The following is a 19,850-nucleotide window of genomic DNA, read 5'->3' as shown; positions in this document are numbered from 1 at the left end:
CAATGCCAAACCTACGCCTCGCCCCCCTGACGGCTGAAATTGAAGCCAACGTGCGCCGCGCGCTGCTAGAGGATGTAGGCAGTGGCGACATTACCGCCCAGCTGATTCCGGCAGAACGCCTGGCCAAGGCCACGATCATTACCCGTGATGCTGCCGTAATCAGCGGCACAGCCTGGGTGGACACGGTTTTTCGGCAACTGGACCCCCGTGTCGCGGTGCATTGGCAAGTCGCCGATGGTGAGCGGGTCAAACCCAATCAACCACTGTTCCACCTCGAAGGGCCCGCACGCTCATTGCTGACAGGCGAACGCAGCGCGTTAAACTTTCTGCAAATGCTCTCCGGCGTAGCCACTCGCGCGCAGTACTACGCCGACAAAGTGGCCAACACCCACGTCAAAATTCTCGACACCCGCAAAACCCTGCCCGGTCTGCGCCTGGCGCAGAAATACGCCGTCACCTGCGGCGGTTGCCATAACCACCGCATCGGCCTGTTCGACGCGTTCCTGATCAAAGAAAACCACATCGCTGCCTGCGGCGGCATCGCCCAGGCAATCGCCACCGCCCGCAAAATCGCCCCCGGCAAACCGGTAGAAATCGAAGTTGAAAGCCTTGATGAACTGAATCAAGCGCTGCTGGCGGGTGCCGACATCATCATGCTCGACGAACTGAGCCTGGACGACATGCGCGAAGCCGTACGCATTACCGCCGGACGAGCGAAACTGGAAGCCAGTGGCGGGATTAACGACACCACGCTGGTGCCGATTGCTGAGACCGGGGTGGATTACATTTCGATTGGTGCACTGACGAAAGATATAAAGGCGGTGGATTTGTCGATGCGGTTGAGTTTGTGAGGGGTTAGGTTTGCCAGATGTGAAAAAGCCCCGAATCGTGAGAATCGGGGCTTTTTTTGGTGCCGAAAATAGGAATCGAACCTACGACCTTCGCGTTACGAGTGCGCTGCTCTACCGGACTGAGCTATTTCGGCGATTGAGTGAGGCTAGCACTGAGCCAAACCTCTCACAACTTGACAATGGCCCAGCAATCCGTGGCATTGACGCATCGATAACCGAAACCAGTGACTGACTAAACTCCGATTCAAACATCATCCACTAAGGCTTAGTTTCTGATGTAGCCAGCCGTTACGCAGGAACCGCCCCACGTCCAAGTTATAGCGGTGTTAGCGACTGGTGCAGAAGGCGTAAGTGTGCAAGTTTCTCCAACCAAAATCCCTTTATATGCGTTTGGTGTAGCTGTAATCACAGCTGTCGAAGCAGTGATTGCAATACTGGCCAAAGCGGGCCCGGCACCTGGCATGGTTATACCTATAAGCGCAGGGGTATCGCAGCCAAGGTAGTTCGCACCGCCTTGAACTTGCTGCTGAGCACAAATACTGATGGCCGCCTTAATTGGGTCCATAGCCGACGTAATTTCTGCATAGGCCGCTTTCTTGATGTAGTTCTGGTACGCAGGAAGGGCCACGGCCGCTAGAATCCCGACAATCGCAACCACGATCATCAGTTCGATAAGTGTGAAGCCTTTTTGCAATTTCATGATATTTCTCCGTACGCCAATAGGTACCATCTGAAACAATCAAAGCACGGCCCGTGCCAAGCCGTTCAACGCTTCCCTTTAAAGGCAAACCGCACACGTGCGCAGGAAAAACCTCGCCTATAACCGCACAAACTGACAAATTTGGTCAGTTTGTCTTCGAGGGTTTGGCAGCACAGCCCGACTGCGCTATAACCGTCGCATTGTCTGTGTCCGGTGGTCTTATGACTGATGTCGCTTTAACAGGTTTGGCCAAGCAACTGGCGGTAGCGGGGCTGCTAAATGAAAAGGTCGCTCAAGACGCTTATCAGAAAGCTCAGCGCAGCAAAATATCGCTGGTTAGCTACCTGGTGCAGAATAAACTGCTTAAAAGCATCGTTTTGGCTGAGATTGCTTCAGAGCAATTTGGTGTGCCCTTTCTAGATTTAAGCACGCTTGATAAAGAGGGACAGCCCAAGGGGTTAGTAAGCGAAAAATTGATTCGCCAACACCATGTCTTGCCGTTATGGCGACGGGGCAATAAATTATTTGTAGGAATTTCAGACCCTACCAACCACCAAGCTGTCACCGATGTTCAGTTCAGCACCGGCCTCAACACTGAAGCTATCTTGGTAGAGGATGACAAATTAACTGACGCTATAGAAAAATTTTTCGAGGGTGCCAACGCCGGTTTAGGCGAAATGGCGGATGTCGACCTTGATAGTCTCGACATAGACACTTCGGATGACAAGAAACAAGACACCATCGCCGGGCAAGATGCCGACGATGCACCCGTAGTTCGTTTCGTTAATAAAATGCTTTTGGACGCCATTAAGCTGGGCTCATCGGACCTGCACTTTGAACCATATGAAAAGACTTACCGGGTGCGTCTACGCACCGACGGCATTCTTCACGAGGTAGCAAAGCCGCCCGTTCAGTTGGCCAGCAGGATCGCTGCGCGCTTAAAGGTCATGGCTAGCCTGGATATCTCAGAACGCCGCCGCCCACAAGACGGCCGGATCAAATTGCGGATTTCAAAAACCAAGGCGATCGACTTTCGAGTCAATACCTTGCCCACCTTGTGGGGCGAAAAGATCGTGATGCGGATTCTTGATCCGTCCACCGCACAGATGGGAATTGATGCACTCGGCTATGAGCCCGATCAAAAAGAGCTGTATCTGGCGGCGCTTAAACAGCCCCAGGGCATGATATTAGTTACCGGACCTACCGGTTCAGGAAAAACCGTTTCGCTTTACACCGGCCTGAATATTCTCAACACCGTTGACATCAACATTTCCACTGCAGAAGACCCGGTGGAGATCAACCTGGAAGGTATCAATCAGGTTAACGTCAACCCACGCCAAGGCATGGACTTTTCACAGGCATTGCGCGCCTTCTTGCGTCAAGACCCGGATGTAATCATGGTCGGGGAAATTCGCGACTTGGAAACGGCGGAAATTGCCATCAAGGCCTCGCAAACAGGCCACATGGTGTTGTCTACGTTACACACCAACAGCGCAGCTGAAACCCTGACTCGCCTTCAGCACATGGGCGTGGCTGCATTCAATATTGCTACCGCTATTAACCTGATCATCGCTCAACGTTTGGCACGAAAATTGTGTCCCTTGTGCAAGAAGGAAGCAGATATACCCCGTGAAACGCTGATCAGGGAAGGGTTTCCCGAAGAAAAAATTGGCACGTTTAAGATTTACTCTCCGGTTGGCTGTGACCATTGCAACAATGGCTATAAAGGCCGGGTCGGGATTTATGAGGTGGTGAAAAGCACCCCCGAGCTGCAACGGCTCATCATGGAGGAAGGTAACTCGATGGATATCGCTGTTCAAATGCGTAAGGACGGCTTTAACGACCTGCGTACGTCGGGATTGATGAAGGCGATGCAAGGTGTCACCAGCCTCGAAGAAATCAACCGTGTGACCAAGGATTAAGCATGGCGACCAAGGCAGTCAAAGTGAGTGTTTACGCTTGGGAAGGCAAGGACAAAAAGGGTGCAAAACTGACCGGAGAACTAAACGGGCACAATCCAGCCCTGGTCAAAGCACTGTTGCGCAAGCAGGGCATCACACCGATCAAGGTGCGTAAAAAAACCGCCTCATTTTTTGGTGAAGGCAAAAAGATAAAGCCCATTGATATTGCGTTTTTCACACGGCAGATGGCGACCATGATGAAAGCAGGGGTTCCGCTATTGCAATCTTTCGACATCATCGGCGAAAGCTCTGATAACCCGCGAATGAGAACCTTAGTCAACGAAATCAAACAAGAAGTGGCGGCAGGTAACAGCTTCGCGTCGTCGTTACGGAAAAAGCCAGAATACTTCGATGATCTTTATTGCAGTTTGGTAGACGCAGGCGAGCAAGCGGGTGCATTGGAAGCCTTGCTGGAAAGGGTAGCGACCTATAAAGAAAAGACAGAAATGCTCAAGGCAAAAATAAAGAAGGCCATGACCTACCCAATCGCGGTAGTTATCGTAGCCTTGATTGTGTCGTCAATTCTACTAATGAAAGTTGTTCCTCAATTCCAGACCGTTTTTTCAAGCTTTGGCGCAAAGCTACCCGCCTTTACGTTGATGGTCATTGGCCTTTCAGACCTGTTACAGAATTGGTGGTATATCGTTTTAGCGGGAGTTGTTCTTTCAATCTTTTGCTTTAAACGAGCCTATAAAACTTCTCAAAAATTCCGGGACGCGATAGACCGAGGCTTACTCAAAGTCCCCATTGTCGGCCCATTGATCTACAAATCATCCGTCGCCCGCTACGCCCGTACTTTGTCGACCACGTTCGCGGCTGGCGTACCGCTGGTCGAAGCACTGGAATCTGTCGCCAGCGCCACGGGGAATGTGGTGTTCAGAAACGCAGTGAACCGCATAAAACTCGACGTATCTACCGGCATGCAACTGAACTTTTCAATGCGCACCACCGGAGTGTTTCCCACATTAGCGATTCAAATGACAGCCATTGGTGAAGAGTCAGGCGCCTTGGATTCGATGCTCGATAAAGTCGCAACCTTTTACGAAGACGAAGTTGACGGCATGGTCGATAACATGACCGCGCTGATGGAGCCCTTCATCATGGCAGTCCTCGGCGTAGTAGTCGGTGGCCTCGTCATCGCGATGTACCTCCCCATCTTCCAGCTCGGAAACGTCGTTTAACATGCCGCTCATTAATTTGCTGGCCAGCTCTCCCCTGGCCTGTGTCATCTGCACTCTGGTATTGGGCCTGCTGGTCGGCAGCTTTCTAAACGTCGTCATCTACCGCCTGCCCATCATGCTCGACCGCGATTGGAAGTCTCAATCCCGCGAAATGCTTTCGCTCCCGGCTGAGCCGGAACCTGACACCTTTAACCTGATGCTCCCCCACTCCCGCTGCCCGCGCTGTGCGCACAAGATCCGAGCATGGGAGAACTTGCCGGTGATCAGTTATCTGTTCCTCGGCGGCAAGTGCTCCGGCTGTAAAGCGCCTATCAGTAAGCGTTACCCTATCATCGAACTCGCCTGCGGGCTGCTCTCGGCGTTTATTGCCTGGCATTTCGGGTTCGGCTGGCAGGCGGCGGCGATGTTAGTGCTGGCGTGGGGCCTGCTGGCGATGAGTTTGATTGATGCGGACCATCAACTGTTGCCCGACGCGTTGGTGCTGCCACTGTTATGGCTGGGTTTGATCGTTAACACCTTTGGGCTGTTCACTAACTTGCACGATGCCTTGTGGGGCGCGGTGGCCGGTTACATGAGCCTGTGGTTGGTGTTTTGGACGTTTAAGTTGGTGACCGGCAAGGAAGGCATGGGCTATGGCGACTTTAAGTTGCTGGCGATGCTCGGTGCGTGGGGTGGCTGGCAGATACTTCCGCTGACGATTTTGCTGGCGTCACTGGTGGGTGCGGTGTTGGGCCTGATTATGTTGCGGTTGCGCAACGCGAGCACCAGCACGCCGATCCCCTTCGGTCCTTATTTGGCAATTGCAGGCTGGATCGCGCTGCTCTGGGGTGGTCAAATAACCGCCTCTTACATGCAGTTTGCCGGTTTCAGATGACCAAAAACCCTTTCAAACCCTGGATTCTCGGCCTCACTGGCGGCATCGGCAGCGGTAAAAGTGCAGCGGCGCAGCACTTTATTGACCTAGGCGTGCACTTGGTCGACGCTGACCACGCCGCACGCTGGGTCGTTGAACCTGGCCGTCCCGCACTGGCGCAGATTGCCGAGCACTTCGGCGCTGGTGTGCTGCAGCCCGATGGCCAGCTGGACCGCACGGCGTTGCGCGGCCTGATCTTTCAAAATCCCGAACAGCGTCGCTGGCTTGAGACCTTGCTGCATCCGCTGATCGGCCAAGAGATCATGAGCTACTTGGCTCGGGCAGAATCGCCGTATGCGATTCTGGTTTCGCCGCTGCTGGTGGAATCAGGTCAATACAAGCTGACCCAGCGCGTGTTAGTGATCGATGCTCCAGAGCGGTTGCAAATTCAGCGCACCATGCTTCGCGACAGCACCAGCGAGGAGCAGGTCAAAGCCATTCTCAACGTTCAGGCCAACCGCGAACTACGCCTGAGTCACGCTGATGATGTGCTGGTCAACGACCGCGATCCCGCGTGGTTGAAAAGCGAAGTCGGGCGCCTGCATCATTTCTATTTAACTTTACATGGAGGCCAACCATGAGCCAGCCCTTGACCGTCGAATGCCCTACCTGTGGCGCCCCTGTGGAATGGGGCGCTACTAGCACCTTCCGGCCGTTTTGCTCTGATCGCTGCAAGTTGATTGATTTAGGCGCATGGGCCTCAGAAGAACACGCGATTCCAGTGAGCCCGGACGCAGAAGACGAATCGTTCTCCGGCGACTTCCCGTCCCGCGAACATTGATGGGGCACGACCGCTGGTTTGCAACGATCAGCGGTCGCCCTTGGACGGCCCCTCCTCGTTCCACGGCGCAGACAAGTACCGGGTACGGTTGAATGTCTCAAGCCATTCAGGGCAAAACACCACCAACGCGCTGACCACCATACCGTTGATGAAGGCCTCGGGGAAAATGATCAGCCACAAGTACCCGACAAAGTCCTCTAGCCAAAACGGCATCGCAAACAACCCGTCGAACCACAGCACGACCAACACCAGCAGCAGGCACAGCAAAGCAGATATCGCTGCGGCTAAAAAACCTGAGCAGTAGATGTACACGAAGGGATTTTTTGGCCGTGCGCGCTCTACCAGCAGGGCGCACGCTTCGGTCACTAACACCGGCAGGACGATCAGCAACAGACCATTCACGCCCAATGCGCCAAGGTCCTGCCGCCCGAGCAGCAACAGCCCCAATTGCGCCAGCAGCCCACCGACAACCGCCAGCGGCCAATCCAGCAGCAGGGTGACGGCGGTCATGCCGATAAAGTGATACGACACGCCGGTGTCGAAATCCCGACGCACTAGCCATAGCAAAAACAGCGCGAACACCGTGCCGTAAAACAAATGTTGCCGGCGGTTATCGGTGAACAACTCGACCCAAGGCGTGCGCCATATTGCCCACAGCACCACCGGCACATAGAGCAACCAACCAACGGTCATGGTTTCTGGGGAGAGCACTTGAGCACTGATCATGGTGCGATACCGGGCAGGAAAACGATGTCAATGTTCACTTAGATCTCCATGTTTTCAGTTTCGTTGTATCGAGGAGAAATTCGTTACCACGCCGCGCGCCAAGATCGCACTTAGCCGGTCGGCGCTAAATCATGCTCCAAAGTCTACACCTCCTCATTCTTCCTTCCAGTCATCACACTTTGAACGCTAAGCTTGGCCTATGGATGACTCAGACTACTTACGCCTGCTCACGATTCAGGCCGAACAAGCCAACGCATTTCTTTCCAATGCGCGCAAGTGGGAGCGTGAGCGCTGGGTTTGTCAGCGGTTGTTGCAAGGCCTGAACATTGCGCACCGCAACGAAGACTTCACCCCGGCAGGGCAAGAGCCACCCGACGTGTTGTTTCGCGATGCCAGTTTTGAGGTGTTTTTTGTGCTTGATGAAGGTCGACGCTTGAACGATGAATGGCGTGAAGAGTTACAACGGCGGCGCAGCGCCTTTTCGTTGAGCCAACTGGTGCGCCGTGAAGCGAAACCTAAACGCATCTCCGCGCCAGAATTACTGCAGCGTCTGGCGCCGACGTTACGCAAAAAAGCCCACAACTACCGCGAACGCGGGCTAGACCTCGGGGAGTTGGACATCATTGCGTTTGCCAGCCTCAAGCGTGAAGTGCTGGACTTGAACAGCCACTTCCCACCCCCGACTGAATACCTGCGCCAAGGCTGGCGCTCGTTGTCATTGGTCGGGCCGACGTTCGCTCGCGTGTTGTTTGCGCATCCCGACGCACCGGATTTCTTGCGAACTAACCTCGGTCGCAGCGTGGTCTTTGATGTGGGCATCAGCCTATGAGTCCCTTGCAGGAACTGCTTGCCGACGTGCCTCAACAGGGCCGTGTGCGCTGGATTGGCGTGCGACCTGAGTCGCGCCTCGATATGACCGTGCTGGACGCCGTGGAGGCGCGCCGCGAAGCTGGGCTGACCGGTGATCACTCACGGCCTGGCCCGCGTAACGCGCGGCAAGTGACGTTAATTCAATGGGAGCATCTGGCCGTGGTCAGTTCGTTGCTGAGCCGCGCCGACGACAATCCCATCGTGCCGCAAGACCTGCGGCGCAACTTGGTGATCAGTGGCATCAACCTGTTCAGTCTCAAGGGCCGACGCTTCAAGGTCGGCCAGGCGATTCTGGAAACCACGGGATGGTGCCAACCTTGCGCTCGGCTTGAGCATCGACTTGGCCACGGCACCTTTCAAGCTGTACGCGGCCATGGCGGAATTACGGCGCGGGTGCTACAAAGCGGAATCATCCGCCTGGACGATACACTCAGCGTTGAACCACTGGAATTCATCCACACCTGACTTTACCCGCGCGTTTCATTATCCAATGAGGCTCACATGACCAGCCGCCTAAACCCTGATGACCAACAACGTGTCGAAGAATACCTGCAAACGCCCCAACACCGAGTCGAGCGCAAGCCTTTCCGGCCGTGGCTGCTTCTTATCGTGGTAGTGGCGGTCACGGTTGGTTTGGGCCTGCTGAGCCGCTTGTTGAGTTACATGGCGCTCTGAAGGCTTGCACGAGCCGTTGTAGAGCCAACGTGTTGGCGAGGCGGTCAATGTGATGAAACAGATGCAAAGCTTCCCGAATAAATTCGGTCCCACGGATTTGTGAGCGCGGTTATCAGTGGGACCGAATTCATTCGGGAAAAAAACAAAGCGGTGTCTCAGGCATGCCGCTTCGCGAACACGTTTGATCCCACGGATTCGTTTATTTCAGGCATAAAAAAAGCGTCCCGAAGGACGCTTTTTTCATTTGGCTTCGATGCGCGGAGCATCTGGCCTGTATCTTCAAACCCATAACAACATGAGTAGAAAATGGTCGGGGTAAGGGGATTCGAACTCCTGACATCCTGCTCCCAAAGCAGGCGCGCTACCGGACTGCGCTATACCCCGGTGATACAAAAAGGCACCCCGTAAAAAGGCGCCTTTTAATTGGGTGATGCTTTTGGCATCACTCCCTAAGATTCAGCCCGGTACAACCCGGCAGAAAATGGTGGGTCGTGTGGGATTCGAACCTACGACCAATTGGTTAAAAGCCAACTGCTCTACCAACTGAGCTAACGACCCAAAAATGGTCGGGGTAAGGGGATTCGAACTCCTGACATCCTGCTCCCAAAGCAGGCGCGCTACCGGACTGCGCTATACCCCGATATGGCTACATCTAGAATTAAGTGGCTCCACGACCTGGACTCGAACCAGGGACCCAATGATTAACAGTCATTTGCTCTACCAACTGAGCTATCGCGGAACTATCGATTTCAGACGCAACTTTACAACTACATCGCTGAATTAACTACTAATTTCAGCCTTTTCGACCCTTTCGCATCGCTGCGTTAGCATCTCTGAGGCGCGCTATTCTACAATTTTAAAAAAGACTGTCAACCCTTAAAACTGCATTTAAGACAATGATTTGCGTTTTTTTCCACTCAACGGTGAGATCGCTCAAAATCGCGGTTTCTTACCCTAAAAAGCTTTACGTAGAAAAAAGGCCCTCATCGAGAGGGCCTTAGCTTATAGAGAGCTGAACCGTGATCCGATCAGCCGAAAACAATCTCGTCGTTGACCACTGTGCCGGTCACGCTAGCGCCAGGCAGGAAGCGACCGGACAGAATCAGCTGCGCCAACGGGTTCTCGATCCAGCGCTGTATCGCACGTTTAAGAGGCCGTGCGCCATACACCGGGTCGTAGCCCACCGCGATCAACTTATCTAACGCTTCGTCGCTCAACTCCAGCTTCAGTTCGCGCTCAGCCAGGCGCCCACGCAGGCGACCCAACTGAATATTGGCAATTCCGGCAATCTGATCACGCGCCAACGGCTCGAACACCACGACTTCATCGATACGGTTCACAAACTCCGGGCGGAAGTGCGAACTGACGGCATCCATCACGGCGGCATGTTGCGCCTCGCGGTCACCTACCAAGTCTTGGATCTGTGCCGAGCCCAAGTTCGAGGTCATCACGATCACGGTGTTGCGGAAATCCACAGTCCTACCATGGCTGTCAGTCAAGCGACCGTCTTCAAGCACCTGCAGCAACACGTTGAACACATCAGGGTGGGCCTTCTCGACTTCATCCAGCAGGATCACTGAATACGGCTTACGGCGAACGGCTTCGGTCAGGTAGCCGCCCTCTTCATAACCCACATACCCTGGAGGTGCGCCGATCAGTCGAGCAACGGAGTGTTTCTCCATAAACTCGGACATGTCGATGCGCACCATGGCCTCTTCGGTGTCGAACAAGAATTCTGCCAGCGCTTTACACAGCTCTGTCTTACCTACACCCGTTGGGCCGAGGAACATGAACGAGCCGCTCGGGCGATCCGGGTCGGAAAGTCCGGCACGGGATCGACGCACCGCGTTGGAGACCGCGATCACCGCTTCGTCCTGACCGATAACGCGCTGGTGCAGCAAGCTTTCCATCTTCAACAACTTGTCGCGCTCGCCTTCGAGCATTTTCGACACCGGAATACCGGTCCATTTGGACACGACCTCGGCAATCTCTTCTTCGGTAACCTTACTGCGCAGCAATTGGTTTTCGCTTTTGCCGTGCTGATCGACCATTTGCAGGCTGCGCTCCAGGTCCGGGATGATCCCGTACTGCAATTCAGCCATGCGATTTAAATCACCTCGACGACGCGCGGCTTCCAACTCCTGACGCGACTGTTCGATTTTCTGCTGGATCTGCGCAGAACCTTGGACCTCAGCTTTTTCAGCGGTCCAGATTTCTTCTAGATCAGCGTACTCACGCTCAAGCCGATTGATTTCTTCCTGAAGCTTTTCAAGACGCTTGATCGCCGCCTCATCGTCTTCTTTTCGTAGCGCCTGGGATTCAACCTTCAGTTGAATCAGACGCCGCTCCAGACGATCGAGCACTTCCGGCTTGGAATCGATTTCCATGCGAATACGGCTGGCGGCTTCGTCGATGAGGTCAATGGCTTTATCCGGCAACTGCCGGTCAGTGATATAGCGATGGCTCAGTTTGGCCGCCGCAATGATCGCGCCGTCGGTAATCGCAACTTTATGGTGGACCTCGTAACGTTCTTTCAAGCCACGCAGAATGGCGATGGTGTCTTCTTCGCTCGGCTCTTCTACCAGGACTTTCTGGAAGCGCCGTTCGAGGGCTGCATCCTTCTCTATATATTGGCGGTACTCATTGAGCGTGGTCGCGCCGACACAGTGCAGCTCACCGCGCGCCAAGGCAGGCTTGAGCATGTTGCCCGCATCCATCGCGCCTTCGCCTTTACCGGCACCGACCATGGTGTGCAGCTCATCAATGAACAGGATGATTTGACCTTCCTGTTTCGACAGCTCGTTAAGCAATGCCTTTAAACGCTCTTCGAACTCGCCACGGAACTTGGCACCGGCGATCAGCGCGCCCATGTCTAACGACAACACACGCTTGCCCTTGAGGCCGTCCGGCACTTCGCCGTTAATGATGCGCTGAGCCAGTCCTTCGACAATGGCGGTCTTACCCACCCCTGGCTCACCAATCAGCACCGGGTTGTTCTTGGTACGACGTTGCAGCACCTGAATGGTCCGACGAATCTCGTCGTCACGTCCGATCACCGGGTCAAGCTTGCCTTCTTCAGCACGCTTGGTCAGGTCAACCGTGTATTTGTCTAACGCCTGACGCGACTCCTCAACATTGGAGTCATTCACTGCCTCGCCGCCACGCAGGTTGCTGATAGCGTTCTCAAGCGCCTTTTTGCTGACGCCCTGGCCAAGCAACAGTTTGCCGAGCTTGCTGTTGTCTTCCATCGCTGCCAGCAACACCAGCTCACTGGAAATGAACTGATCGCCCTTCTGCTGAGCCAACCGATCAGCCTGGTTGAACAGGCGCGCCAAATCCTGCGACATATTGACGTCGCCCGTTGGGTTTTGGATTTTTGGCAGATGGTCGAGCTCTTTGCTCAACTCTTTACGGAAACTATTAACGTCGAAGCCAACTTGCATCAGCAGCGGCTTGAGGGTGCCGCCTTGCTGTTCAAGCAGCGCTTGCATTAAATGTGCGGGCTCGATGGCTGGATGGTCCAGGCCCACCGCCAACGATTGGGAATCAGATAACGCCAACTGCAATTTGCTGGTTAATCGGTCTATACGCATTAGTCACCTTCCTTTGAGCAGGCCGGAGCGATGGACACACCTATAAAGAAAACCTGCCAGATAGCCCATAAGATGTGGTCGATTTTGCAGTATTCAAGCGCAGTTTGATTGATGCAGGTCAGCTATTAAGTGAAGTGAGCGTAGCCGCTCAGGCGTTACTAATCTGTAGGAGCCAACGTGTTGGCGAAAAGTCTTATTGCTTGTTTCCGCTCAGGCGCCTCGCCAACAAGTTGGCCCCTAAAGAAGGTGGTGCCGACAATTACAGATCAATCCACACCAATGAGGCAAACCGACCGGTTCGAGCGCTGCGGCGGAAAGAATAGAAGCGTGGGTCGTTGACCGTACAGAAACCACCGCCGTAAACCGCTATCACTCCGCACGCGGCCAAACGCAGGCGCGCCAAGCCGTAAATATCGGCCATGAAGCGGCCGTCGTTCACGCTGGGTAAAAAAGCGTCGAGGGTTTCAGGGTGCGTACTAATGAACGCCTCCCGCACTTCCGGCCCGACTTCAAAAGCCTGGGGGCCAATTGCCGGGCCCAACCATACGATGATTTCGCTGGCAGGTACCGCCATCTGGACAACCGTCGCTTCCAAAATGCCCGCCGCCAAACCCCGCCATCCGCCATGCGCAGCAGCCACACGGGTTCCGGAACGGTCGCAAAACAGCACCGGCAAACAGTCGGCCGTCATGATGGTGCAGGCAACATGAGGGGTGTCGGTCCAACTGGCGTCAGCGGCGATCACCCGGCGCGGGTCCGCATGAACGACCTCGACACCGTGGACTTGGCTCAGCCAGGCCGGCTGAATACCCAAGTGAGACGTCAGACGAAAACGATTGGCAGCCACCGCGTCAGGATCGTCGTCAACATGATCACCAAGGTTGAAGCTGTCGAACGGCGCCAGACTGACACCGCCCGCACGGGTTGTGACGCAGGATTTGATATTCGCTGGCGCAGGCCAGTCAGGTATCAACCACTCCGTCACGAACTCTTTCACCCGATGAAGGCCTCACGATCCTGCTTCAACAACGTCAGTAGCCAGACAAAATCGTCTGGAAGTGGCGATTCCCACTTCATGCGCTTACCGGTGGTCGGATGATCTAGCTCCAGGAAACGCGCGTGAAGCGCCTGACGCGGAAAATGTTTCAACGATTCGACCATGGTCACGCTGGCCGCAGGTGGAATACGGAAGCGACCACCGTAGGCCGGATCTCCGACCAACGGGAAGTTCACGTGTGCCATATGAACGCGAATCTGGTGAGTACGGCCGGTTTCCAGCTTGACCCGCACATGGGTGTGAGAGCGGAAACGCTCAAGTACACGGTAGTGACTTACCGCCTGCTTGCCACCTTCCATGACCGCCATGCGTTGACGCTGCTGACCGTGACGACCAATCGGCGCGTCGATCTTGCCGCCGGCGGTAACGACACCGATGACGATGCATTCGTAAATCCGGCTGACCGCGCGGCTTTGCAGCTGCGTGACAAGCTGGGTCTGCGCCTGAATAGTCTTGGCAACCACCATCAAACCGGTGGTGTCTTTGTCCAGACGGTGCACGATACCGGCGCGCGGCACGTTGACGATGTCTGGAAAGTGGTGCAGTAGAGCATTAAGCAGCGTGCCATCGGCATGACCGGCCGCCGGGTGAACCACCAAACCTGAAGGTTTGTTGATCACCATGATTTGATCGTCCTCGTAGACGATATCGAGCTCAATATCCTGCGCCACCCATTCACCTTGGGCTTCCTGCTCTGCGGTCAGATGCAGAACAGCACCGCCATGCACGATGTCACGCGGACGTATAACGGCCCCGTCCACAGTCAGGCGGCCGTCTTTTATCCAGGCGGAAAGGCGCGAGCGCGAGTGCTCAGCGAATAATTGTGCGGCGACTTGATCGAGGCGTTGACCACCCATTTCGGACGGTACCTCTGCGCTAAGTTCTATATTCTCGGACATGGCCAGACTAGGAGGCGGCGTAGCCTTTGGTTTCGGCTGCGCGCTTGTGGTTAAATACGGCGTCTTTTGCCCCGGGGGTTTCCGCGGGGCGCCAATCATAACAGGACGGCCACGCCCAAGACAGCGGGCCGTCATAGGGACGCTAGCCGCCATGCAAGTGAAACACCTGCTGCTGATCGCCATCCTCGCACTCACCGCCGCCTGTTCGTCGAAAGAAGTCATCGACGAAAACCTGAGCGAAGTCGAGCTGTACCAGCTGGCGCAGGCCGACCTGGACAACAGTAGTTACTCAAGCGCAACCAACAAGCTAAAAGCGTTGGAGTCGCGGTATCCGTTCGGACGCTATGCCGACCAGGCACAGCTCGAGTTGATTTACGCCAACTATAAAAACGGTGAGCCCGAGGCTGCGAAGTCTGCGGCTGAGCGCTTTATCCGTTTGCACCCGCAACACCCCAACGTCGACTACGCCTATTACCTCAAAGGTCTGACTTCATTCGACCAGGACGTCGGCCTGCTGGCTCGGTTCCTGCCGTTGGACATGACCAAACGTGACCCTGGCGCTGCTCGCGACTCTTATAACGAGTTCGCGCAGTTGACCGCTCGCTACCCCAACAGCCGTTATTCGCCTGACGCCAAGCAGCGCATGATTTATTTGCGCAACCTGCTGGCGGCTTACGAAATTCACGTTGCCGATTACTACCTGACCCGTCAGGCCTACGTCGCAGCTGCCAACCGTGGGCGCTACGTGGTGGAAAACTTCCAGGAGACGCCGGCTGTTGGCGATGGCCTGGCAGTGATGGTCGAGTCTTATCAGCGCATGCACCTGGACGAACTGGCAGCTACCAGCCTGGAGGTCCTCAAGCTGAATTACCCCAACCATCCCAGTCTGGTTGACGGCCAGTTCGTGCCGCAAGTCTCCGACGCGGACAACCGCTCGTGGCTGTCCAAGGCGACTTTGGGCTTGATCGAAAACAGTGCGCCGCTGCCGCCGGGTGAAACTCGCGCCAACCAAGACGTGATCAAGCAATACCAAGATGCTAAAGATGCAATTCCCAAAGACCTGCTCCCAGACAATCAGGATCAGGTAGAAGAAGAACAGCATCAAGCGCAAGGCAACAACAGCGACCGCTCGTGGTTCAGCTACATGACCTTCGGCGTATTCGACTGATTCCGTCGCAGTGAAAAAGAGGCCCGCGGGCCTCTTTTTTTATTCGCGATTTCTGTGCTGTGCGCCCGTCATCTCCTTGGCTACACTGCGAATCTTTATTCAGAAAGCTGGTAGTCATGGTTCGCTTACTGTTGTGGGTCATTTTAATCGCGGTGGCGGTTTACTATTTCAAACGCCTGGGCAAACGCTCGGCGCCACGCAAAAGCGCCCCTCCACCCGAGGGCGTCGCGGCGCCCATGGTTAAATGCGATCACTGCGGCGTTCATTTGCCACGTGACCGGGCGCTTAACCAGCAAGACCATTGGTATTGCAGCCAGGCCCATCTCGAACAGGGCCCAGGTTCCCGTGCCCGCTGAAGTACTTCCACTAAACGGCACCCAAGGCCAGCGCATCCTAAGGCTTTATCATCTTTATCGCCTGGCCATCGGCATCACGTTAATCCTGTTGATCTCCAGCAACCTCGACAACGACCTGCTGGAGTTGGTCAACGTAGACCTCTTCAGATCGGGTTGCTGGGTTTACCTGATCGTCAACATTTTGGCCGGCGTCTTCCTGAACAGGCCGGAACACGCAGCACAGATTTTTGCCCTGGCGATGGCCGATATCGTGATGCTGTCCGCGCTGTTCTATGCCGGCGGCGGTGCTCCCAGCGGGATGGGCAACTTGCTGATCGCCTCGGTGGCCATCAGCAACGTGCTGTTGCGCGGGCGCATAGGCTTGCTGATTGCCGCCGCTGCCGCCATCGGCATTATCTACCTGACCTTCTACCTCAGCTTCAACCGACCTTCAGCCTTCAATCACTACTTTCAGGCAAGCATGCTCGGTGCGTTGAGTTTTGCGGCAGCGTTATTGGTGCAAATGCTTACTCGACGTCTGGACCTAAGCGAAACCTTGGCCAACGCGCGTGCAGCGGATGTCGACAACCTGGAAGAGCTCAATGCGCTGATCTTGCAACGTATGCGTACCGGCATTCTGGTGCTCGACGCCCGGCGCCTAGTGCTCCTGGCCAACCAAGGGGCATTGACGCTGATGGGTAATGAGCAGTTGATCGGCAAAACCATTGACGCTTACTCGCCCCAATTGGTGGATCGTTTACGGCAATGGTTGATCAACCCCATGTTACGTCCGCACAGCGTCGAGACGTCCGTTGCGGGCCCGCTGCTGCAACCGAGTTTTATCGCCTTAAACCATGGCGAGCACCGGCAAACATTGGTGTTCCTAGAAGACTTATCGTTGATCTCCCAACAGGCCCAACAACTTAAACTGGCCGCACTGGGGCGCCTGACGGCCGGTATTGCCCACGAAATTCGTAACCCGCTGGGCGCAATTAGTCACGCGGCCCAGTTGCTAAAAGAATCAGAGGAATTGACTACGCCAGACCGTCGACTGAGCCAGATCATCCATGACCAAACGCGGCGCATGGATCAAGTCATCGAAAACGTCCTGCAGCTGTCTCGTCGACGTCAAGCCGACCCTCAGCTGCTTGATCTCAAGAGCTGGCTGGAAGACTTTGTCGACGAGGTCCGCGCCTCAGCGCTTGCCAATCAACTGCTGCACGTCGACATCGGAACCGGCACGCTGAGCACACGGATGGACCCCGAACAATTGACCCAAGTGTTGGTCAATCTGCTGCAGAACGGCTTGCGCTACAGTGCTCAGAACCACGATCTGGCGCAGGTCTGGCTTCATTTGTTTCACGATCCGCTCAGCGACTTACCGGTGCTTGAAATACTCGATAACGGCCCTGGCGTGGCCGACGAGCAATTACCGAAGATTTTCGAACCGTTCTTCACCACGGAAACCAAAGGCACCGGCCTGGGCCTTTATATTTCCCGTGAGTTGTGCGAAAGCAATCAGGCGCATCTGGATTACAGACCTCGGGAAGGCGGCGGCAGCTGTTTTCGCATAACCTTTGCCCATCCGCTGAAGTTGAGCTGACCATGAGCCCACAGCAAAAAATCCTGATCGTCGACGATGAACCGGACATCCGTGAACTGTTGGAAATCACCCTCGGACGGATGAAGCTCGACACCCGCAGCGCGCGCAACGTTAGAGAAGCCCGGGACTGGTTGCAGCGCGAACCTTTTGATTTATGCCTGACCGATATGCGACTGCTCGATGGCAATGGCCTGGAACTGGTGCAGCACATCCAGCAGCGTTATCCGCAAGTGCCAGTGGCCATGATCACCGCCTACGGCAGCCTTGATACAGCGATCAATGCGCTGAAAGCCGGGGCCTTCGACTTCCTGACCAAACCGGTGGACCTCACTCGCCTTCGCGAGTTAGTGGCTAGCGCGTTGCGCATGCACACCCCCAGCGGGACCGAGAACACGTTCGACAGCCGCCTGCTGGGCGATTCGCCGCCGATGCGGGCGCTACGCAAACAGGTCAGTAAATTGGCCCGCAGTCAGGCGCCCATTTATATCAGTGGCGAATCGGGCAGCGGCAAAGAACTGGTGGCGCGCCTGATTCACGAACAAGGCCCGAGGATCGACCATCCATTTGTGCCGGTCAACTGCGGGGCAATTCCATCTGAGCTGATGGAAAGCGAGTTTTTCGGCCATCGTAAAGGCAGCTTTACCGGCGCGACTGAAGACAAACCAGGGCTCTTCCAAGCGGCCAACGGCGGGACGCTGTTCCTTGATGAAGTGGCGGATTTACCTTTGGCAATGCAAGTCAAACTGCTGCGGGTGATCCAGGAAAAAGCCGTGCGCAGCGTGGGCGGCCAGCAAGAACTGGTCGTCGATGTGCGCATCCTATGCGCTACCCATAAAGACCTGAATGCCGAAGTTGCAGCCGGCCGTTTCCGTCAGGATTTGTACTACCGGCTGAACGTCATAGAATTGCGCGTGCCTTCGTTACGCGAACGCCGGGAAGACATCGTGCAACTGACTGACAGCATTCTCCGGCGATTGGCTGAAGGGTCGGGCCAGCCTGCTGCCACGCTCAACGCCCAAGCGCTGGAAACCCTGAAAAGCTATCGCTTTCCGGGCAACGTGCGCGAACTTGAGAACATGCTAGAGCGTGCCTACACCCTGTGCGATAACGACCGGATCGAAGCCAGCGACTTGCGCCTCATAGACACCCCCAGCATCAGCGGTCCCGGCGAACACCACTTGGCCGACATCAACGACCTGGAAGACTATCTGGAAAGCATCGAACGCACGCTGATCCTGCAAGCCTTGGAAGAAACCCGCTGGAACCGCACTGCCGCCGCGCAACGCCTGAACCTTACGTTTCGCTCGTTAAGGTATCGGTTGAAGAAGTTGGGGTTGGATGATTAGGCCCAGTCTCGCCATAGGCCGCAGCTGATCACAGATCTCTGTCTTAAATTATGGAAATTAAACATCACCTATTGATAAGTCCCTAAAAGGGACCTATCGTCCCTATTTAGGGACTGAAGAGGCCTTCATTATTTCTACTTCATTGGGTGATGCGCTGTTCACGACAACACAGCAAAAAGTGCTGGGGTTGCTATATGGCAAGCCTGACGAAAGTTTCTTCACTAATGAAATTGTTCGTTGGGCGAGCGTTGGCAAGGGTAGCTTGGTTCGCGAACTGTCTCGCTTGCACGGCGCGGGAATTCTTTCCATTCGCAGGCAGGGAAATCAGGTCCACTATCAAGCCAACCCGGATTGCCCGATCTATTCAGAGCTAATGGGTATCGTTCGTAAAACGTTCGGGATTGCTGGATTGATACGCTTGGCCTTATCACCCATTGCGGACCAACTGAGATGGGCATTCATTTACGGATCTATCGCGAAAGGCAATGAAAGATCCACGAGTGACATAGACCTAATGCTGATTGGCGAATCATTGCAATACGGCGATGTCATGGAGCTGTTGATACCACTGGAAGAACAAACCGGAAGGACCATCAACCCCACGCTTTACACCCTTGCTGATTGGCAAACCAAGCTTGAATCCTCCAACAGCTTCGTTTTGCGCGTTGAGCAACAAGAAAAAATAAATATCATAGGAAGCAATCCAAAGGAGCCTAAGGATGGGTAATGAAGACAGTTTGGGAAATTTGGTTCGTAGCGGCGGCTTAAAAGCAGAACCGAAGGACCAAAGAGAATGCGCGGGGGCTGCTCAGCTCCGCCGCAGACCGATTGAAAGATGCGCATAATTCTACGCTGTCGTTCGCGAGTCGCTTTGATCTTGCCTACAACGCAGCGCACGCGTTGGCCCTAACAGCCCTTCGACTTTGCGGTTACAGATCAGATCGCCGCTATCTGGTTTTTCAATGCCTTGTGCACACGTTAGAACTGGACAAAGGTCAGACCCGACTTTTTGCCCTGTGCCATGATCGGCGAAACTTAGCCGAATACGAAGGGTACATGGCAGTTGATGAACCTTTGCTCGCAGAATTGCTTAGGGCAACTGACGCTTTATTGGAGCGGGTGGACCACGCTGTGAGTCAAGCCAGCTAGACCCACAGCTTAAAACCTCGCAATAAAACCGGTGCTCGCGAC

Annotated in this window: 19 protein-coding genes, 5 tRNA genes and 1 pseudogene; 15 read left to right on the top strand and 10 right to left on the bottom strand. The window is 55.0% G+C overall.

All coding sequences use genetic code 11. From position 1 onward, the window contains the following. The first annotated feature begins 2 nt into the window (after nucleotides 1-2). A complete protein-coding gene (gene nadC, locus RHM59_RS20930) occupies nucleotides 3-851 on the top strand; it encodes a carboxylating nicotinate-nucleotide diphosphorylase (RefSeq protein ID WP_322166091.1) in 849 nt (282 codons plus the stop codon). A 57-nt stretch (nucleotides 852-908) separates the two neighbouring features. Here nadC and RHM59_RS20925 read toward each other — a convergent pair. Continuing rightward, nucleotides 909-985, bottom strand: a tRNA-Thr gene (locus RHM59_RS20925). 131 nt (nucleotides 986-1,116) lie between these two features. After that, entirely contained in the window at nucleotides 1,117-1,554 is a 438-nt protein-coding gene (locus RHM59_RS20920; protein WP_416195104.1) for a pilin, read from the bottom strand. Between the two features lie 218 nt (nucleotides 1,555-1,772). Here RHM59_RS20920 and pilB point away from each other — a divergent pair, with 218 nt between their 5' ends. From pilB to yacG, 5 genes are read left to right on the top strand one after another with little or no spacing between them, the layout of a single operon-like run. Beyond that, nucleotides 1,773-3,473 carry a type IV-A pilus assembly ATPase PilB gene (gene pilB, locus RHM59_RS20915; protein ID WP_322285316.1) on the top strand — a complete coding sequence of 567 codons (1,701 nt, stop codon included), beginning with the start codon at nucleotides 1,773-1,775 and terminating at the stop codon, nucleotides 3,471-3,473. Between the two features lie 2 nt (nucleotides 3,474-3,475). Next, nucleotides 3,476-4,693 carry a type II secretion system F family protein gene (locus RHM59_RS20910; RefSeq protein WP_322285315.1) on the top strand — a complete coding sequence of 406 codons (1,218 nt, stop codon included), beginning with the start codon at nucleotides 3,476-3,478 and terminating at the stop codon, nucleotides 4,691-4,693. Nucleotide 4,694: 1 nt separating this feature from the next. After that, nucleotides 4,695-5,567: an A24 family peptidase gene (locus tag RHM59_RS20905; protein ID WP_322285314.1), complete on the top strand. Its 873-nt coding sequence runs from the start codon at nucleotides 4,695-4,697 to the stop codon at nucleotides 5,565-5,567. Then, the gene (gene coaE, locus RHM59_RS20900) at nucleotides 5,564-6,187 is read left to right on the top strand and encodes a dephospho-CoA kinase (protein ID WP_322285313.1); all 624 of its coding nucleotides are present in this window, start codon (nucleotides 5,564-5,566) and stop codon (nucleotides 6,185-6,187) included. The genes RHM59_RS20905 and coaE overlap by 4 nt, the downstream gene beginning before the upstream one ends. Then, entirely contained in the window at nucleotides 6,184-6,387 is a 204-nt protein-coding gene (gene yacG, locus RHM59_RS20895; protein WP_322285312.1) for a DNA gyrase inhibitor YacG, read from the top strand. The genes coaE and yacG overlap by 4 nt, the downstream gene beginning before the upstream one ends. Nucleotides 6,388-6,414: 27 nt before the next feature. Here yacG and RHM59_RS20890 read toward each other — a convergent pair whose 3' ends face one another. Further along, nucleotides 6,415-7,113 carry an energy-coupling factor ABC transporter permease gene (locus RHM59_RS20890; protein WP_322285311.1) on the bottom strand — a complete coding sequence of 233 codons (699 nt, stop codon included), beginning with the start codon at nucleotides 7,111-7,113 and terminating at the stop codon, nucleotides 6,415-6,417. A 199-nt stretch (nucleotides 7,114-7,312) separates the two neighbouring features. On the opposite strand from RHM59_RS20890, the gene RHM59_RS20885 reads away from it, so the two are divergent. Genes RHM59_RS20885 through RHM59_RS20875 form a run of 3 tightly spaced genes read left to right on the top strand, consistent with a single transcriptional unit; the run spans nucleotide 7,313 to nucleotide 8,658 of the window. Further along, entirely contained in the window at nucleotides 7,313-7,942 is a 630-nt protein-coding gene (locus RHM59_RS20885; RefSeq protein WP_322166099.1) for a DUF1780 domain-containing protein, read from the top strand. Continuing rightward, on the top strand, nucleotides 7,939-8,448 hold the full coding sequence (locus RHM59_RS20880) for an MOSC domain-containing protein (RefSeq protein WP_322166100.1): 510 nt from the start codon (nucleotides 7,939-7,941) through the stop codon (nucleotides 8,446-8,448). Before RHM59_RS20885 ends, RHM59_RS20880 begins: the two co-directional genes overlap by 4 nt. Before the next feature lie 36 nt (nucleotides 8,449-8,484). Continuing rightward, on the top strand, nucleotides 8,485-8,658 hold the full coding sequence (locus RHM59_RS20875) for a DUF3094 family protein (protein ID WP_322285310.1): 174 nt from the start codon (nucleotides 8,485-8,487) through the stop codon (nucleotides 8,656-8,658). A 307-nt stretch (nucleotides 8,659-8,965) separates the two neighbouring features. Here RHM59_RS20875 and RHM59_RS20870 read toward each other — a convergent pair. The 7 genes from RHM59_RS20870 to rluD all read right to left on the bottom strand — a co-directional run bounded on the left by RHM59_RS20870 (nucleotide 8,966) and on the right by rluD (nucleotide 14,207). Next, nucleotides 8,966-9,042 (bottom strand) — tRNA-Pro (locus tag RHM59_RS20870). A 98-nt stretch (nucleotides 9,043-9,140) separates the two neighbouring features. Next, nucleotides 9,141-9,216 (bottom strand) — tRNA-Lys (locus RHM59_RS20865). A gap of 5 nt (nucleotides 9,217-9,221) precedes the next feature. Then, nucleotides 9,222-9,298, bottom strand: a tRNA-Pro gene (locus RHM59_RS20860). A 23-nt stretch (nucleotides 9,299-9,321) separates the two neighbouring features. Next, a tRNA-Asn gene (locus RHM59_RS20855) sits at nucleotides 9,322-9,397 on the bottom strand. A gap of 289 nt (nucleotides 9,398-9,686) precedes the next feature. Then, a complete protein-coding gene (gene clpB, locus RHM59_RS20850) occupies nucleotides 9,687-12,251 on the bottom strand; it encodes an ATP-dependent chaperone ClpB (RefSeq protein WP_322166102.1) in 2,565 nt (854 codons plus the stop codon). Nucleotides 12,252-12,510: 259 nt separating this feature from the next. Then, nucleotides 12,511-13,236, bottom strand: a complete 726-nt coding sequence (gene pgeF, locus RHM59_RS20845; protein WP_322285309.1) for a peptidoglycan editing factor PgeF — start codon at nucleotides 13,234-13,236, stop codon at nucleotides 12,511-12,513. Between the two features lie 8 nt (nucleotides 13,237-13,244). After that, nucleotides 13,245-14,207, bottom strand: coding sequence for a 23S rRNA pseudouridine(1911/1915/1917) synthase RluD (rluD, locus tag RHM59_RS20840; protein ID WP_322285308.1), 963 nt, complete (start codon nucleotides 14,205-14,207; stop codon nucleotides 13,245-13,247). A gap of 151 nt (nucleotides 14,208-14,358) precedes the next feature. Here rluD and RHM59_RS20835 point away from each other — a divergent pair, with 151 nt between their 5' ends. From RHM59_RS20835 to RHM59_RS20810, 6 genes and pseudogenes are all read left to right on the top strand, one after another. After that, nucleotides 14,359-15,375 carry an outer membrane protein assembly factor BamD gene (locus RHM59_RS20835; protein ID WP_322166105.1) on the top strand — a complete coding sequence of 339 codons (1,017 nt, stop codon included), beginning with the start codon at nucleotides 14,359-14,361 and terminating at the stop codon, nucleotides 15,373-15,375. Nucleotides 15,376-15,491: 116 nt separating this feature from the next. Beyond that, entirely contained in the window at nucleotides 15,492-15,731 is a 240-nt protein-coding gene (locus RHM59_RS20830) for a PP0621 family protein (protein ID WP_322166108.1), read from the top strand. After that, complete coding sequence (locus RHM59_RS20825) at nucleotides 15,721-17,313, top strand: sensor histidine kinase (protein ID WP_322285307.1); 1,593 nt, start codon at nucleotides 15,721-15,723, stop codon at nucleotides 17,311-17,313. Before RHM59_RS20830 ends, RHM59_RS20825 begins: the two co-directional genes overlap by 11 nt. 2 nt (nucleotides 17,314-17,315) lie before the next feature. Then, nucleotides 17,316-18,659 (top strand): sigma-54 dependent transcriptional regulator, encoded by a 1,344-nt coding sequence (locus RHM59_RS20820; RefSeq protein ID WP_322285306.1) that lies wholly within the window; start codon nucleotides 17,316-17,318, stop codon nucleotides 18,657-18,659. Nucleotides 18,660-18,801: 142 nt separating this feature from the next. Further along, nucleotides 18,802-19,386 carry a transcriptional regulator gene (locus tag RHM59_RS20815; protein ID WP_416194726.1) on the top strand — a complete coding sequence of 195 codons (585 nt, stop codon included), beginning with the start codon at nucleotides 18,802-18,804 and terminating at the stop codon, nucleotides 19,384-19,386. After that, nucleotides 19,379-19,808: pseudogene (locus RHM59_RS20810) on the top strand (hypothetical protein). Before RHM59_RS20815 ends, RHM59_RS20810 begins: the two are co-directional and overlap by 8 nt. Nucleotides 19,809-19,850: the final 42 nt, after the last annotated feature.

Origin of the sequence: Pseudomonas sp. MH10, from assembly GCF_034353045.1 — a bacterium.
In the GTDB taxonomy this organism is placed as follows: Bacteria; Pseudomonadota; Gammaproteobacteria; order Pseudomonadales; family Pseudomonadaceae; genus Aquipseudomonas.
The sequence above is the reverse complement of the archived record's forward strand: the minus strand, read 5'-3'. Positions and strand labels throughout refer to the sequence as shown.

Bases quoted from the DNA above. Each gene is read 5' to 3' on its own strand.
- nadC (WP_322166091.1), top strand. From the start codon at position 3: ATGCCAAACCTACGCCTCGCCCCCCTGACGGCTGAAATTGAAGCCAAC.
- pilB (WP_322285316.1), top strand. From the start codon at position 1,773: ATGACTGATGTCGCTTTAACAGGTTTGGCCAAGCAACTGGCGGTAGCG.
- RHM59_RS20910 (WP_322285315.1), top strand. From the start codon at position 3,476: ATGGCGACCAAGGCAGTCAAAGTGAGTGTTTACGCTTGGGAAGGCAAG.
- RHM59_RS20905 (WP_322285314.1), top strand. From the start codon at position 4,695: ATGCCGCTCATTAATTTGCTGGCCAGCTCTCCCCTGGCCTGTGTCATC.
- coaE (WP_322285313.1), top strand. From the start codon at position 5,564: ATGACCAAAAACCCTTTCAAACCCTGGATTCTCGGCCTCACTGGCGGC.
- yacG (WP_322285312.1), top strand. From the start codon at position 6,184: ATGAGCCAGCCCTTGACCGTCGAATGCCCTACCTGTGGCGCCCCTGTG.
- RHM59_RS20890 (WP_322285311.1), bottom strand. From the start codon at position 7,113: ATGATCAGTGCTCAAGTGCTCTCCCCAGAAACCATGACCGTTGGTTGG.
- RHM59_RS20885 (WP_322166099.1), top strand. From the start codon at position 7,313: ATGGATGACTCAGACTACTTACGCCTGCTCACGATTCAGGCCGAACAA.
- RHM59_RS20880 (WP_322166100.1), top strand. From the start codon at position 7,939: ATGAGTCCCTTGCAGGAACTGCTTGCCGACGTGCCTCAACAGGGCCGT.
- RHM59_RS20875 (WP_322285310.1), top strand. From the start codon at position 8,485: ATGACCAGCCGCCTAAACCCTGATGACCAACAACGTGTCGAAGAATAC.
- clpB (WP_322166102.1), bottom strand. From the start codon at position 12,251: ATGCGTATAGACCGATTAACCAGCAAATTGCAGTTGGCGTTATCTGAT.
- rluD (WP_322285308.1), bottom strand. From the start codon at position 14,207: ATGTCCGAGAATATAGAACTTAGCGCAGAGGTACCGTCCGAAATGGGT.
- RHM59_RS20835 (WP_322166105.1), top strand. From the start codon at position 14,359: ATGCAAGTGAAACACCTGCTGCTGATCGCCATCCTCGCACTCACCGCC.
- RHM59_RS20830 (WP_322166108.1), top strand. From the start codon at position 15,492: ATGGTTCGCTTACTGTTGTGGGTCATTTTAATCGCGGTGGCGGTTTAC.
- RHM59_RS20820 (WP_322285306.1), top strand. From the start codon at position 17,316: ATGAGCCCACAGCAAAAAATCCTGATCGTCGACGATGAACCGGACATC.